Origin of the sequence: Streptomyces diacarni, assembly GCF_003323715.1 — a bacterium.
In the GTDB taxonomy this organism is placed as follows: Bacteria; Actinomycetota; Actinomycetes; order Streptomycetales; family Streptomycetaceae; genus Streptomyces; species Streptomyces diacarni.
Window position 1 is genome coordinate 665,050 of the sequence record NZ_QOIN01000048.1, and the last position, 13,543, is coordinate 678,592.

Below are 13,543 nucleotides of genomic sequence, written 5' to 3' on the forward strand. Positions count from 1 at the left end.
CAAGGTCCGAGGTCGAAGGCTGCTATCTGTGAACGACTCATCCTGGGGAGCGCCGCAACCACACGCGGGGTACCGGGGCCCTGGCGAGCAGGGGCCCCTCGCCCCGTCGGCGCTGCCCCGCCCGGGCGATGGTCACCTCTCCACGCGCGACGTGAGCGTCCCCGTGCACGATGTCGGGGGTGATGCGTCGCAGACTCGGCGTATGCCCATTGTGTCCGACCCCGGGGACTCCGGTGACGAGAATGGCGGCCCCTCCGGCCGCCCGGAACGTCCAGGCGTCCCAGGCCCCGGCCCCGCCGACTCCACGGGCGGCGCGCTCTCCCCCGAACAGGACCGGCCGCACGCGCAGCCGAACCGTCCGCACGAGCAGTCGGACGTTCCGACAGGCGCCACCCCCGCGCCGGCGGCGAGGGAGGGCAAGAAGCGTGCCGGACGGGACCTGCGGGCCGCCATAGGGGTCGGTCTCGGGCTCGGCGTGGTCATCCTGGCCTCGCTCTTCTTCTACAAGCCGGTCTTCCTCGGCGTCATCGTCGTCGCCGTGGTGGTGGGGCTGTGGGAGCTGACCTCGCGGCTCAAGGAGCGCAAGGACATCAGCGCCCCTCTGGTGCCTCTGGTGGTGGGTGGGGCCGCCATGACCGTCGCCGGGTACCTGCGGGGCGCGGAGGGGGCCTGGGTGGCGATGGCCCTCACGGCTCTCGCGGTGCTCGTGTGGCGCATGGCCCAGCCACCGGCCGACTATCTGCGGGATGTGACGGCAGGCCTTTTCGCGGCCTTCTACGTCCCGTTCCTCGCCACCTTCGTCGCCCTCATGCTGGCGGCCGACGACGGGCCGTGGCGGGTGCTGACGTTCCTGATCCTCACCGTCGTCAGCGACACCGGCGCCTACGCCGTGGGCTGGCGCTTCGGACGGCACAAGCTGGCGCCCCGCATCAGCCCGGGGAAGACCAGGGAGGGCCTGATCGGTGCGGTGTCGTTCGCCATGGTGGCGGGGGCGCTGTGCACCCAGTTCCTGATCGACGACGGCAGCTGGTGGCAGGGGCTGCTGCTGGGCCTGGCCGTCGCCGTCAGCGCCACCCTGGGCGACCTGGGCGAATCGATGATCAAGCGCGATCTGGGCATCAAGGACATGGGCACCCTGCTGCCGGGGCACGGCGGCATCATGGACCGCCTCGACTCCCTGCTGCCGACGGCCCCCGTCGTCTGGCTGCTTCTGGTGATCTTCGTCGGGGCAGGCTGAGAGAGCACCGTCGCGGGTCTGCGACACTGGGAAGGTCATGCCTAAACCCGGAGAACTCACGTTCGTCGCGCCGCGCGGAGCCAAGAGGCCGCCGCGGCACCTCGCCGACCTCAGCCCCGCCGAGCGGCGCGATGCCGTTGCCGCGGCGGGGGAGAAGCCGTTTCGCGCCAAGCAGCTCTCGCAGCACTACTTCGCGCGGCTGGAGCACCGTCCCGAACAGTGGACGGACATCCCCGCCGCCGCTCGCGAGAAGCTGGCCGCCGAGCTGCTGCCCGAACTGATGAGCGTGGTGCGGCACATCAGCTGCGACGACGACGCGACCCGTAAGACGCTGTGGAAGCTGCACGACGGGACGCTGGTGGAGTCCGTGCTGATGCGGTATCCGGACCGGGTCACCATGTGCATCAGCTCACAGGCCGGCTGCGGCATGAACTGCCCGTTCTGTGCGACAGGGCAGGCCGGGCTGGACCGCAATCTGTCCACCGCCGAGATCGTCCACCAGATCGTCGACGGAATGCGCGCGCTGCGGGACGGCGAGGTGCCCGGTGGTGCGGCGCGGCTGTCCAACATCGTCTTCATGGGCATGGGCGAGCCGCTCGCGAACTACAAGCGGGTCGTCGGGGCGATCCGCAGGCTGACCGATCCGGAGCCCGACGGACTGGGGATCTCGCAGCGGGGTATCACCGTCTCCACCGTGGGTTTGGTGCCGGCCATGCTGCGTTTCGCCGACGAGGGCTTCAAATGCCGTCTGGCGGTCTCGCTGCACGCCCCCGACGACGAGCTGCGCGACACCCTCGTCCCCGTCAACACCCGCTGGAAGGTCAGGGAGGTGCTGGACGCGGCCTGGGAGTACGCGGCCAAGTCCGGGCGCCGGGTCTCCATCGAGTACGCCCTGATCAAGGACATCAACGACCAGGCATGGCGTGCCGACCTGCTGGGGCGGCTGCTGAAGGGCAAGCGGGTGCACGTCAACCTCATCCCGCTCAATCCGACGCCCGGCTCCAAGTGGACCGCCTCCCGCCCCGAGGACGAGGCCGAGTTCGTGCGCACACTCGCCTCGCACGGTGTGGCGGTGACCGTTCGGGACACCCGGGGGCAGGAGATCGACGGGGCGTGCGGCCAGCTCGCGGCAACCGAACGCTGACGCTCGCCTGGTCGGGTCCGACTGGTACTGTTCGAAGAGGTGTGCCCGAACGGCACCTCACCGGCCGACCGACATCGGCCGCGAACACACGCTGATACCGGCTCGCCACCGACCAGCCGGTAGCGGCACCCACAACCGAACAGCCGACAGGGGAGCGCTCACAGCGCTGAGAGTGCGGCCGTGCGTCCCGTACGTGCCGCAGACCCTCGAACCTCGCCCGGGTCATGCCGGGTAGGAAGTCGATGCCTTGATGAACACGCACGTGCGGCGCGCCGCCGCTGCCACCACAGCCGTCCTCACCCTCGCCCTTCTCGCCACCGCTTGCGGCGGCTCGGGGGGCGGCGAGGACTCCAAGACGGTCACGCTCGTCACGCATGACTCCTTCGCCGCCTCCAAGTCCGTCCTGCGCGACTTCACCAAGAAGACCGGCTACAAGGTCAAGGTGCTCCGTGGCGGCGACGCCGGAGCCGCCGTCAATCAGGCCGTTCTCAACAAGGGCAACCCGCAGGGAGACGTCTTCTTCGGCGTCGACAACACCCTGCTGTCCCGTCCCCTCGACCGTGGCGTCTTCACGCCGTACGAGGCCAAGGGACTGAACAAGGTCCCCGGGCGGCTCCAGGCCGACCGCGACAAGCACCGGGTCACCCCCGTGGACACCGGCGAGGTGTGCGTCAACTACGACCGTGCCTGGTTCGCGGACAAGAAACTCGAACCTCCGCGCACCCTGGACGATCTGACCAAGCCCCGGTACAAGGACCTCCTGGTGACCGAGGACGCCGCCACCTCCTCGCCCGGCCTGGCTTTCGTCCTGGCGAGCGTCGCCGAGTACGGCGAGAAGGGCTGGCAGGACTACTGGAAGAAGCTGCGGGCCAACGGCGTGGAGGTCGTCGACGGCTGGGAGCAGGCCTACAACGACCGTTTCACCGGGTCGCGCGGCGGCAAGGGCAAGGGCGACAAGCCTCTCGTCGTCTCCTACGCCTCCAGCCCGCCCGTCGAGGTGCTGGGTGACAAGAATCCGCCCGCGCAGGCGCCGACGGGCGTCGCCAAGGGGACGTGCTTCCGGCAGACCGAGTACGCCGGGCTGCTCGACGGGGCGCAGAACAGCAAGGGCGGCAAGGCTCTGCTCGACTTCTTGCTCAGCAAGCGGTTCCAGGAGGACCTGCCGCTGCAGATGTTCGTCAGCCCGGTCCGTGAGGACGCACAGCTGCCGGAGCTGTTCACCAAGTACGGCCAGACCATCGAGGACCCGGCCACCCTGGCCCCCGAGAAGATCACCAAGAACCGTGAGCGGTGGATCAAGACGTGGACCTCGCTCGCCGTGAAATAGCCCCCCGAGGCCGCACCGGCGCCCGGGACCGGGGCACCTGGGTACGGCTCGGGCTGATGGCCGTGCCGGTGGCGTTCTTCGCCGTCTTCTTCGGGTACCCCGTCGCCGCCATCGTCGGGCGCGGTCTGCGTGCGGGCGGCCAGTGGCACCTGGAGCGGATCGGTCAGGTGCTCGGTGACGCGGGCACCCTGGAGGTGCTGTGGTTCACCGTGTGGCAGGCGGCAGCCTCCACGGCTCTCACGCTCGCTCTGGCGCTGCCCGCCGCCTGGGTCTTCGCGCGGCTCGACTTCCCCGGCAAGCGGCTGCTGCGCGCCGTGGTGACCGTGCCGTTCGTCCTGCCGACCGTGGTCGTCGGCTCCGCCGTCCTCGCCCTCGCCGGGCGCGGAGGGGTCCTCGACGCATGGTTCGGACTGCGGCTGGACACCAGCGTGTGGGCCATCCTGCTGGCACACGTGGTCCTCAACTACGCCGTCGTCGTCCGTACGGTCGGCGGTTTCTGGTCGCAGCTGGACCCGCGCCAGGAGGAAGCGGCGCGGATGCTGGGCGCGGGACGGTTCACCGCTTGGCGGCGTATCACCCTGCCCGCTCTGGCGCCGTCCGTCGGCGCCGCGGCCCTCATCGTCTTCCTGTTCACCTTCACCAGCTTCGGCGTGATCCAGGTGCTCGGCGGACCGCGCTTCGCCACGCTGGAGGTGGAGATCTACCGCCAGACCGCCTCCCTGCTGGACCTGCCGACGGCCGCGGTGCTCACGCTGCTCCAGTTCGTCGCTGTGGCGGCACTGCTGGCGGTGCACGCCTGGTCGCTGCGGAAGCGGGAGACAGCGCTCCGTCTGCTGCCTGCCGAACACACCGCACGGCGCCCGGCGGGGGCCGGCCAGTGGACGGTGCTGTGCTGCGTACTGGCCACGATCGTCGTGCTGACTGTCGTGCCGCTGCTGGTCCTGGTCCAGCGGGCGTTCGACGGGCCGGACGGATACGGGCTCACCTCCTTCCGCGACCTGGCCGGACAGTCGGACAGCGCCACCTTCGTCGTCGCCCCCGTCGAAGCGATCGGCAACTCCCTCGCGTACGCGGCGGTGGCGACTGCCCTCGCCCTGGTGGTCGGCGGACTGGCCGCCGCGGCACTCACCGTCACCCGCACGAACGGCAGCGCTCCCCGCGCCGGCCGACTGGTGCGCGGATTCGACGCCCTGCTGATGCTGCCGCTGGGTACGTCCGCCGTCACCGTCGGGTTCGGTTTCCTCATCGCGTTGGATGAGCCCCCGTTGGATCTGCGCTCGACGTGGATCCTGGTGCCCCTGGCACAAGCACTGGTGGGCGTGCCCTTCGTCATCCGCACGATGCTGCCCGTACTGCGCGCCGTGGACGTCCGTCTGCGCGAGGCCGCCGCCGTACTGGGAGCCTCCCCCCTGCGTGCCTGGAGGGAGGTCGACTTCCCACTGGTGCGCCGGGCCCTCCTGGTGGCGGCGGGCTTCGCTTTCGCGGTTTCCCTGGGGGAGTTCGGCGCCACCGTGTTCATCGCGCGCCCGGACACGCCGACACTGCCGGTGGCCGTGGCCCGGATGCTGGGCCGCGCGGGGGAGTCCAACTACGGCCAGGCGATGGCTCTGAGCACGATCCTGATGCTCGTCTGCACGGCCGTTCTCTTCGCGTTGGAGCGCGTGAGGACCGACAGCCAGGGAGAGTTCTGAATGCTGCGACTGGACGGCGTGACCGTACGGTTCGGAACACACACGGCGCTCGACGCGGTCGACCTGGAGGTCTTTGAGCACGAGACGGTGTGCGTGCTGGGTCCCAGTGGCAGTGGGAAATCCACCCTCCTGCGCGTCGTCGCCGGACTCCAACGAGCCGACGAGGGGCGCGTACTTCTCTCCGGGCGCGACCAGAGCGCCGTACCGCCGCACAAGCGGGGCGTCGGCCTGATGTTCCAGGACCACCAGCTCTTCCCTCAGCGGGACGTGGCCGGAAACGTCGCCTTCGGGCCGCGCATGCACCGTACCGGCCGGGCCGAGACCGAGCGCAGGGTCGCCGAACTGCTGGATATGGTCGGGCTGCCCTGGGCGGGACGGCGCAGTGTGACAGCACTGTCCGGCGGCGAGCAGCAGCGCGTGGCACTGGCCCGCGCGCTGGCTCCCGAGCCCCGGGTGCTGATGCTGGACGAGCCGCTGGGGCAGCTCGATCGCGGGCTGCGCGAGCGCCTCGTCGTCGAACTGAGGGCTCTCTTCCAGCGGCTGGGCACCACGGTGCTCGCCGTCACGCACGACCACGGCGAGGCCTTCGCACTCGCCGACCGGGTGGTGGTCATGAGGGGCGGCCGTATCGCGCAGACCGGTACGCCGCTGGAGGTCTGGCAGCGCCCCGCCTCCCCCTTCGTCGCCCGCTTCCTCGGCTTCGACAATCTCGTCCCCGCCACCGTGGGCGGTCAGGCGGCCGACACAGCCTGGGGCAAACTGCCGGTCCCCGAGGGCACGCCGCAGGGCGCCACCCAACTGCTCGTGCGCCCGGGAGGGGTCTCGCTGCGTGCTCCGCAGGAGGGGCTGCGCTGCACCGTGGAGGCGCGTACGTTCCGGGGCGGGGACGCGTCCACGGTCACCGTGCTGCTGCGCCCGCACGACGGGCCGCCTCTGGAGGCCGCCTGCACCCTGCGCGACGCCCCCGAGGAGGGCGCGGAAGTAGGCGCCGTCTTCGACCCACGAGAGGTGGTCGCCCTCACCGGACCGGACGAAGGGAGCGTCGGAACGCAGCAAGGGGACTTCGAAAGGGAGGAGGGCAGCAGCCCCCGAACGGACGCAAGGGACGCCGAAACAGACAACGGCAGTCCTCGACCCGGTCTCTCCCCCGGCGAGCCGTTCAGGGGGGACGTGTCCAAGGACGCGTGACCAGCGCCGGCGCGCACGGAAACGCCACCGGAGCACGCACGGGCCGGAGTCCGTACGCGTGGGGTCCCGCAGGCAGCGCGGGCCGAAGGCCAGTGTCAGTGCGAGGGCAGCGGAGTCAGTAGGCCTGCCACCAGCGTCAGCGTCGTGAACACCGTCGCGACGACCGCCACCCGCACCGCGGCCACCGCGCGCTGCGTCCCGCGAGAGGCGCCGAGCCGCTCGAGAAGCAGTGCCAGCGGCGCCCTGGAGCGGCGTGCCCCGGCCATCGCCGCCAGCGCCACGCCGCCCAGGCAGCAGGCGACCAGCACCGCGGCCAGCGTCCCCGCAGGCCCCCAGGCGGGCAGCTCCGTCTCCGCCAGCCGCGCGCGGACGGCGACGAGCGCGGCGGCGCCCACCACGCCGAGCGCGGCCAACGGGCGCCCGGCGAGGGCGGACTCGCGGGTGAGTGCCTTCCCCGCCAGCAGCCGTACGGCCCCTGGCCGGCCCGCCGTCAGCAGCCGTCCGGCCAGGCTGGTCAGCGCCGGTCCTGCCAGCACCAGTCCGAGTGCCGTGAGCAGCCACCCGGCGGCCAGCGGCGAGGAGGCGAGTTCCGCTGCGCCCGGCGACCCCGTACGGGCGGTCTCCGGTGCGTGCCGTACTGCCCGCACTGCGTAGGCGGCCGACAGCAGCCCGGCTGCGATCAGTACGAGGCCTGCCACGACGGTGGCCGTGCCGGTGGAGCGTCGCCCGTGGGACGCGCGAGCGCAGGGCGCGGTGCCGCCGGACGCCGTCTCTGTTCCGGCCGCCCGGGCGGCCGCGAGAGCGGCCACAACAGGGACGGCGCTCAGCAGCGTCAGCGCCGCCGGCAGCGGGAGGGCCTCGTGCGCGAGCGGCAGTTCGGCGGTGGTGCCGGTCAGGCTCACAACGGGTGCCCCGTCTTCGGCGCCGCCTTGCCCCCACACCGTGACCAGGAGCGCCAGCCCACCGCCCACCGCGCAGGGGAGCGCTGACGTGCGGGCGACCAGCAGCGGGAGCCGTACGGGGCCCAGCCCCGCCGCGTCCAGCCCTGAGCGCAGGGAAGCGCTGGGCTCGGCCGCCACGAGGGCGGCCGCGAGGCGGGCGGTGACCGCGAGGGGGACCAGGCACCACAGCAGCCCCGGCAGGGCGGCTGCGGGGTGGGAGGGGTGCTGCACGGCGTGGGAGAGGGCGTTGAGCAGGAGGAGGCCGACTCCTGCTGACGCGAACACGAGCAGCAGTCTCAGCAGCAGTGCCAGGGGGGATGCCCGCAGAGTCAGACGGAGAGTGAGCATGGCGCCGCGCCCTCCGGTCTCGCAGGGGCCGGCAGGTCCTCGGCGGGAGGGGTGCGGGAGCGGCGTCCGTCCGCCAGGGTGAAGATGCGGTCGGCGAGGACGGCACCGGTCTCGTCGGCGGTCCGTGCCGTCGGGGTGAGCGTGAGGTCGTGGGTGGCGAGTACGACGGTGATGCCGTGCGAGCGGGCGGCCGCGCTGAGCGTGCGCAGGACCTGGGCGCGGTCCGTGCGGTGGAGCGGTGCGGTGGGCTCGTCGGCGAAGAGCACGGCGGGGGAGTGGACGAGGGCGCGCGCGACGGCGACGCGCTGCCGCTCCGCCTGCCGCAGCGCCCCCGGCCGCTTGCGGGCGCAGTCGCCCACGTCCAGCCGGTCCAGCCACGCGCAGGCCTGCTTGCGGGCGGCGCGGTAGCCGATACCGTGCAGCAGGAGGGGGAGGGCCGCGTTCTCCCAGGCGGTCAGCTCGGCGACGAGGTGGGGACTGCTGTCGATCCAGCCGAACCGGTGCAGCCGCAGCCGTTCGCGGGCCGCGCGGCCGAGTGTGTGCACGGGGGAGCTGTTGAACCAGACCTCGCCCGCTTCCGGAAGCGTCTGTCCGGACAGACAGCGCAGCAAAGTGGTCTTTCCGCTGCCCCGAGGGCCGCTGACGGCGACGACCTCTCCCTCCCGGATGCCGAAGGAGACGCCCTGCAGGGCGGGTGAGCCGTCGTAGGCGTAGTGCAGTCCGCGGGCCCAGAGCACGTCGTCCGGCGGGGCGGCCATGCGGGCACCTCCACTCAACATCGCGATCCTTCGTTCCCTCTGGAGGGTGAAACGAGAGGCGGGGGCATCGGTCACTGGAACCGATGCCCCCGCCCTCGTACGGACCGATGTGAGGAGCGACAGGAGGCGGTTTACAGCTTCGTCCACGCCTCCGTCAGCACGGACCGCAGGATTTGTTCGGCCTCGTCGAAGACCTTCTGGTCGGAGATCAGCGGCGGTGCCAGCTGGATGACCGGGTCACCCCGGTCGTCGGCGCGGCAGTAGAGGCCGTTTTCGAACAGTGCCTTGGACAGGAAGCCGTAGAGCACCCGCTCGGACTCCTCGTCCGTGAACGTCTCCTTGGTGGCCTTGTCCTTGACGAGTTCGATGCCGTAGAAGAACCCGTTGCCGCGCACGTCGCCGACGATGGGCAGGTCGTGCAGCTTCTGCAGCGTCTGGAAGAACTTCGCCTCGTTGTCGAGCACGTGCTGGTTGAGGCCCTCGCGCTCGAAGATGTCGATGTTGGCCAGGGCGACGGCCGAGGAGACCGGGTGGCCGCCGAAGGTGTAGCCGTGCAGGAAGGTGTTGTCGCCCTGGTAGAACGGCTCGGCGAGGCGGTCGGAGATGATCGCGGCGCCTATCGGAGAATACCCGGAGGTCATGCCCTTGGCGCAGGTGATGATGTCGGGCACGTACCCGAACTTGTCGCAGGCGAACATCGTGCCCAGCCGGCCGAAGGCGCAGATGACCTCGTCCGAGACGAGCAGCACGTCGTACTGGTCGCAGATCTCGCGGACCCGCTGGAAGTAGCCGGGCGGCGGCGGGAAGCAGCCCCCCGCGTTCTGCACCGGCTCCAGGAAGACCGCGGCGACGGTCTCCGGGCCCTCGAAGAGGATCTGCTGCTCGATCTGGTCGGCGGCCCAGCGGCCGAAGGCCTCCGGGTCGTCGCCGTGGAGCGGGGCGCGGTAGATGTTGGTGTTCGGCACCTTGTGCGCGCCGGGGACCAGCGGTTCGAAGGGTGCCTTGAGCGCCGGCAGGCCGGTGATGGACAGGGCGCCCTGCGGCGTGCCGTGGTAGGCGACGGCCCGCGAGATGACCTTGTGCTTCATCGGGTTGCCGGTCAGCTTGTGGTACTGCTTGGCCAGCTTCCAGGCCGTCTCGACGGCCTCACCCCCGCCAGTGGTGAAGAAGACCTTGTTCAGGTCGCCCGGCGCGTAGTGGGCCAGCCGCTCGGCCAGCTCGACGGCCTTGGGGTGCGCGTAGGACCAGATGGGGAAGAAGGCCAGGTCCTGCGCCTGCTTGTTGGCCGCCTCTGCCAGCTCGGCGCGGCCGTGCCCCGCCTGGACGACGAACAGGCCCGCCAGGCCGTCGAGGTAGCGCTTGCCGTCGGTGTCGTAGATGTAGACGCCCTCACCGCGGGCGATGGTCGGCACCGGTGCGTCCCTGTACGACGACATGCGGGTGAAGTGCATCCACAGGTGGTCGTGTGCGGTGCGGGAGAGGTCCTTGTGCCCCTGGTCGGCCTGACTGTCCTTGCTCACTTTTATCGCGTTCCCCATGTGTAGGTCTGCTTGCGCAGCTTGAGGTAGACGAAGCTCTCCGTGGAGCGCACGCCCGGCATGGTCCGGATGCGTTTGTTGATCAGCTCGAGGAGATGGTCATCGTCGTGGCACACGATCTCGACCAGCAGGTCGTACGAGCCCGCCGCGATCACGACGTAGTCGACCTCGTCGATCTGCGCGAGCGCGTCGGCGACCGGTTCCACGTCACCGTCGACCGTGATGCCGAGCATCGCCTGGCGCATGAAGCCGACGGTCAGCGGATCCGTCACGGCGACGATCTGCATGACGCCCTGCTCCTGGAGCTTCTGGACGCGCTGCCGCACGGCCGCCTCGGACAGGCCTACGGCCTTGCCGATGGCGGCGTACGGACGCCGTCCGTCCTCCTGGAGCTGTTCGATGATCGCCAGGGACACGGCATCCAGGGAGGAGGAGCCGCCTGTCTTCTTCGAGTCGCGAGCCACAGGTGTCACTGTGCATGAGACCTCCTCCGTCCCGCAACCCGTGAGCGATGTAATCCGCAGCGTTCGGAGCGAGTGAAAACTGAATCCGTCGTTCGATACGGTCAGGTGTATCGAAAACGTTAGTCAGCCGGTTAGGCTGGCAGTCTCACCCAATGGACAACGGAGCAGGAGGGGTGCGAAGTGACCACCGAGCTGCGTCGACTGCGCAACTACATCGACGGAGAGTTCAGGGACGCCGCTGACGGCCGGACCACCGAGGTGGTCAACCCGGCGACGGGTGAGGCGTACGCGACGGCGCCGCTGTCCGGCGCCGCCGACGTCGACGCCGCGATGGCCGCCGCCGAGGCCGCCTTCCCGGCCTGGCGCGACGCGACACCCGGCACTCGCCAGCAGGCGCTCCTCAAGATCGCCGACGCGCTGGAGACGCGCGCCGACGAACTGCTGGCCGCCGAGTGCGAGAACTGCGGCAAGCCGTTGGAGCTGACCCGGCAGGAGGAGCTGCCGATGATGCTCGACCAGATCCGCTTCTTCGCCGGCGCGGCCCGGATGCTGGACGGCAAGGCCGCCGGCGAGTACATGGAGGGCCTCACCTCCTTCGTGCGGCGCGAGCCGATCGGCGTGTGCGCGCAGGTCGCGCCGTGGAACTACCCGGCCATGATGGCCGTGTGGAAGTTCGCCCCGGCGCTGGCCGCGGGCAACACCGTCGTGCTCAAGCCCTCCGACACCACACCGGCCTCCACGGTCTTCCTGGCCGAGGTGATGGGCGAGATCCTGCCCAAGGGGGTCTTCAACATCGTCTGCGGCGACCGCGACACAGGGCGCCTGCTCGTCGAGCACGACACCCCGGCGATGGCCTCGATCACCGGTTCGGTACGCGCCGGCATGGAGGTGGCCGCCAGCGGCGCCAAGGACCTCAAGCGCGTCCACCTGGAACTGGGCGGCAAGGCCCCCTGCATCGTCTTCGACGACGCCGACATCCCGGCCGCCGTGGAGGGCATCAGGGACGGCGGTTTCTTCAACGCGGGACAGGACTGCACGGCGGCCACCCGCGTGCTCGTCCAAGAGGGCGTGTACGAGGAGTTCGTGCAGGCCCTCGCCAAGGCGGCGGCAGAGGTCAAGACGGGCGACCTCAGCGACGAGGACTGCTTCTACGGCGCACTGAACAACCCCACCCATCTGGAGAAGGTCGCGGGCTTCATCGACCGTCTGCCGGCCCACGCCAAGGTGGAGGCGGGCGGCGAGCGCGTCGGCGACAAGGGCTTCTTCTACGCGCCCACCGTGGTCTCCGGGCTCAAGCAGGACGACGAGATCATCCAGAACGAGGTCTTCGGCCCCGTGATCACCGTCCAGAAGTTCACCGACGAGGCGCAGGCCGTCCAGTGGGCCAACGACGTCGACTACGCGCTGGCGTCGTCCGTGTGGACGACCAACCACGGCACCGCCATGCGCCTGTCCAAGGCGCTCGACTTCGGCTGCGTGTGGATCAACACCCACATCCCGCTCGTCGCCGAGATGCCGCACGGAGGCTTCAAGAAGTCCGGCTACGGCAAGGACCTGTCGATGTACGGGCTGGAGGACTACACGCGGGTCAAGCACGTGATGACGGCACTGTGAGCCACGCGGTCCGCTGAGCCCCGCTCACACACCGGCTCTCACAGGGGCACACGAGGGGCCCGTACCCACCAGGATGGGTACGGGCCCCTCGTCCGCGCCACAGCCGCAGGCGGCGTCCCGTGCGCGCCGCCTGCGGCTCGTCACCGCCTCAGGACTGGTACGGGTTCTGCGGCTGCTGAGCGGCGAAGGGGTTGCCGTCCTGTGCGGCACCCGGCTGCTGCGGGACGCCGTTGCCGCTGCCGCCCTGCGGGCCGAACTGGCCGCCGGGCGCGCCCCCGTGGGCGAGCATCTGCTCCGCCGACTCCTTGGAGATCTCGGTCCCCGCGCCGCAGAAAGTGCACTGTATGGAGTGTTTCGCGGGTGCGATCGGGAAGAGCGGGATGAAGAACAGCGAAAACTTCGTGACCCGCTTGCGCAGCGGGTGCGCAGCCGGATTGCCGCAGAAGCCGCAGAGCAGGTTCAGCATGGCCAGCTGCACCAGCTTGCTGGTGGTGCCGAAGATGATCACGGTGGGCTCCGATCCCGAGTGCCTAGGCGTCGGAGGGAAGCCAACCATTCTGTCGTGCCCACCGTAAGCCGCTCACGTAACAGCCCTGCTCCAACCGTGCGGCACGGGCGCGTTCTCCCGGTCGCGGACGAGCCGCTCGATGTGGTTGGTGGTGATCGCGTCCACACCCATCGCCGCGAGGCGGCGCATGGTGCGCACCCGATCGGCCGTCCACGCGGACACGAGACGGCCGTCGGTGTGCGCCCGGGCCACCAGCGGGGCGGTGAGCAGCCCGAAACCGTAGTTGAGCCAGCGGGGACGCAGCTCCTCCAGCAGCGTCGGGCGCACCGGCGCCGCGCGGTCCCAGCTGAGCGCCACTTCCGCGCCGGGTTCCGCGGCGCGTACCCGGCGCATCGCCACCGGGCCGCCGCAGTAGTACACGCGCTCCGCGGCGTCCGCCTCGCGCACAGCCGCGACAGTGGCCGGCACAGCCGCCGGGTCCGGAAGATCGATCAGCGTGCGGACCGCCCGCGTGGCGGCCAGCGCCTCGGAAAGGGTGGGCACGCCCGCCGCAAGGGAGACCAGGCGTTGCCGCGTCAGCGCGGCCACCGCGACGTCATGGCCCCACAGCCGCGTCAGTGTGCTGTCGTGCAGCACGACAGGGACCCCGTCGCGGGTGAGCCGTACGTCCAACTCGACGGCGTCGGCGCCCGCCGTCACGGCGGCGCGGAAGGAGGGCAGGGTGTTCTCCCGGGCCACGAAGGGCGCGCCCCGGTGTGCGACAGCGCTCACTTCGCGCAGCGGAC

The 13,543-nt window shown here is 70.8% G+C and carries 12 protein-coding genes; 6 read left to right on the top strand and 6 right to left on the bottom strand.

The annotated features are described in order from the left end of the window. Nucleotides 1-28 precede the first annotated feature (28 nt). From DTL70_RS24835 to DTL70_RS24855, 5 genes are all read left to right on the top strand, one after another. Nucleotides 29-1,237: a phosphatidate cytidylyltransferase gene (locus tag DTL70_RS24835; protein ID WP_114024161.1), complete on the top strand. Its 1,209-nt coding sequence runs from the start codon at nucleotides 29-31 to the stop codon at nucleotides 1,235-1,237. 37 nt (nucleotides 1,238-1,274) lie between these two features. After that, entirely contained in the window at nucleotides 1,275-2,381 is a 1,107-nt protein-coding gene (rlmN, locus tag DTL70_RS24840; RefSeq protein WP_114024162.1) for a dual-specificity RNA methyltransferase RlmN, read from the top strand. A 250-nt stretch (nucleotides 2,382-2,631) separates the two neighbouring features. Next, nucleotides 2,632-3,708, top strand: a complete 1,077-nt coding sequence (locus tag DTL70_RS24845) for a thiamine ABC transporter substrate-binding protein (RefSeq protein ID WP_114024163.1) — start codon at nucleotides 2,632-2,634, stop codon at nucleotides 3,706-3,708. A 56-nt stretch (nucleotides 3,709-3,764) separates the two neighbouring features. Next, nucleotides 3,765-5,399 carry an ABC transporter permease gene (locus tag DTL70_RS24850; RefSeq protein ID WP_114024164.1) on the top strand — a complete coding sequence of 545 codons (1,635 nt, stop codon included), beginning with the start codon at nucleotides 3,765-3,767 and terminating at the stop codon, nucleotides 5,397-5,399. After that, the gene (locus DTL70_RS24855) at nucleotides 5,400-6,587 is read left to right on the top strand and encodes an ABC transporter ATP-binding protein (protein WP_114024165.1); all 1,188 of its coding nucleotides are present in this window, start codon (nucleotides 5,400-5,402) and stop codon (nucleotides 6,585-6,587) included. Nucleotides 6,588-6,682: 95 nt separating this feature from the next. On the opposite strand, the gene DTL70_RS24860 is transcribed toward DTL70_RS24855, so the two are convergent. The 4 genes from DTL70_RS24860 to DTL70_RS24875 form a co-directional block, all read right to left on the bottom strand. Beyond that, nucleotides 6,683-7,876, bottom strand: coding sequence for a hypothetical protein (locus DTL70_RS24860; RefSeq protein ID WP_114024166.1), 1,194 nt, complete (start codon nucleotides 7,874-7,876; stop codon nucleotides 6,683-6,685). Further along, on the bottom strand, nucleotides 7,858-8,634 hold the full coding sequence (locus DTL70_RS24865) for an ABC transporter ATP-binding protein (RefSeq protein WP_114024167.1): 777 nt from the start codon (nucleotides 8,632-8,634) through the stop codon (nucleotides 7,858-7,860). Before DTL70_RS24865 ends, DTL70_RS24860 begins: the two co-directional genes overlap by 19 nt. A gap of 131 nt (nucleotides 8,635-8,765) precedes the next feature. Beyond that, nucleotides 8,766-10,172 carry an aspartate aminotransferase family protein gene (locus DTL70_RS24870; protein ID WP_114024168.1) on the bottom strand — a complete coding sequence of 469 codons (1,407 nt, stop codon included), beginning with the start codon at nucleotides 10,170-10,172 and terminating at the stop codon, nucleotides 8,766-8,768. Next, nucleotides 10,157-10,645, bottom strand: a complete 489-nt coding sequence (locus DTL70_RS24875) for an Lrp/AsnC family transcriptional regulator (protein ID WP_181861062.1) — start codon at nucleotides 10,643-10,645, stop codon at nucleotides 10,157-10,159. Before DTL70_RS24875 ends, DTL70_RS24870 begins: the two co-directional genes overlap by 16 nt. 171 nt (nucleotides 10,646-10,816) lie before the next feature. Here DTL70_RS24875 and DTL70_RS24880 point away from each other — a divergent pair, with 171 nt between their 5' ends. Then, complete coding sequence (locus DTL70_RS24880) at nucleotides 10,817-12,250, top strand: gamma-aminobutyraldehyde dehydrogenase (RefSeq protein WP_114024169.1); 1,434 nt, start codon at nucleotides 10,817-10,819, stop codon at nucleotides 12,248-12,250. A gap of 148 nt (nucleotides 12,251-12,398) precedes the next feature. On the opposite strand, the gene DTL70_RS24885 is transcribed toward DTL70_RS24880, so the two are convergent. Together DTL70_RS24885 and DTL70_RS24890 are read right to left on the bottom strand one after the other, a co-directional pair. Then, nucleotides 12,399-12,758 carry a zinc ribbon domain-containing protein gene (locus DTL70_RS24885; RefSeq protein ID WP_114024170.1) on the bottom strand — a complete coding sequence of 120 codons (360 nt, stop codon included), beginning with the start codon at nucleotides 12,756-12,758 and terminating at the stop codon, nucleotides 12,399-12,401. A gap of 72 nt (nucleotides 12,759-12,830) precedes the next feature. Further along, a complete protein-coding gene (locus tag DTL70_RS24890) occupies nucleotides 12,831-13,538 on the bottom strand; it encodes a glycerophosphodiester phosphodiesterase (RefSeq protein ID WP_114024304.1) in 708 nt (235 codons plus the stop codon). Nucleotides 13,539-13,543 lie beyond the last annotated feature (5 nt).

Bases quoted from the DNA above. Each gene is read 5' to 3' on its own strand.
- DTL70_RS24865 (WP_114024167.1), bottom strand. From the start codon at position 8,634: ATGGCCGCCCCGCCGGACGACGTGCTCTGGGCCCGCGGACTGCACTAC.
- DTL70_RS24845 (WP_114024163.1), top strand. From the start codon at position 2,632: ATGAACACGCACGTGCGGCGCGCCGCCGCTGCCACCACAGCCGTCCTC.
- DTL70_RS24850 (WP_114024164.1), top strand. From the start codon at position 3,765: ATGGCCGTGCCGGTGGCGTTCTTCGCCGTCTTCTTCGGGTACCCCGTC.
- rlmN (WP_114024162.1), top strand. From the start codon at position 1,275: ATGCCTAAACCCGGAGAACTCACGTTCGTCGCGCCGCGCGGAGCCAAG.
- DTL70_RS24860 (WP_114024166.1), bottom strand. From the start codon at position 7,876: ATGCTCACTCTCCGTCTGACTCTGCGGGCATCCCCCCTGGCACTGCTG.
- DTL70_RS24870 (WP_114024168.1), bottom strand. From the start codon at position 10,172: ATGGGGAACGCGATAAAAGTGAGCAAGGACAGTCAGGCCGACCAGGGG.
- DTL70_RS24855 (WP_114024165.1), top strand. From the start codon at position 5,400: ATGCTGCGACTGGACGGCGTGACCGTACGGTTCGGAACACACACGGCG.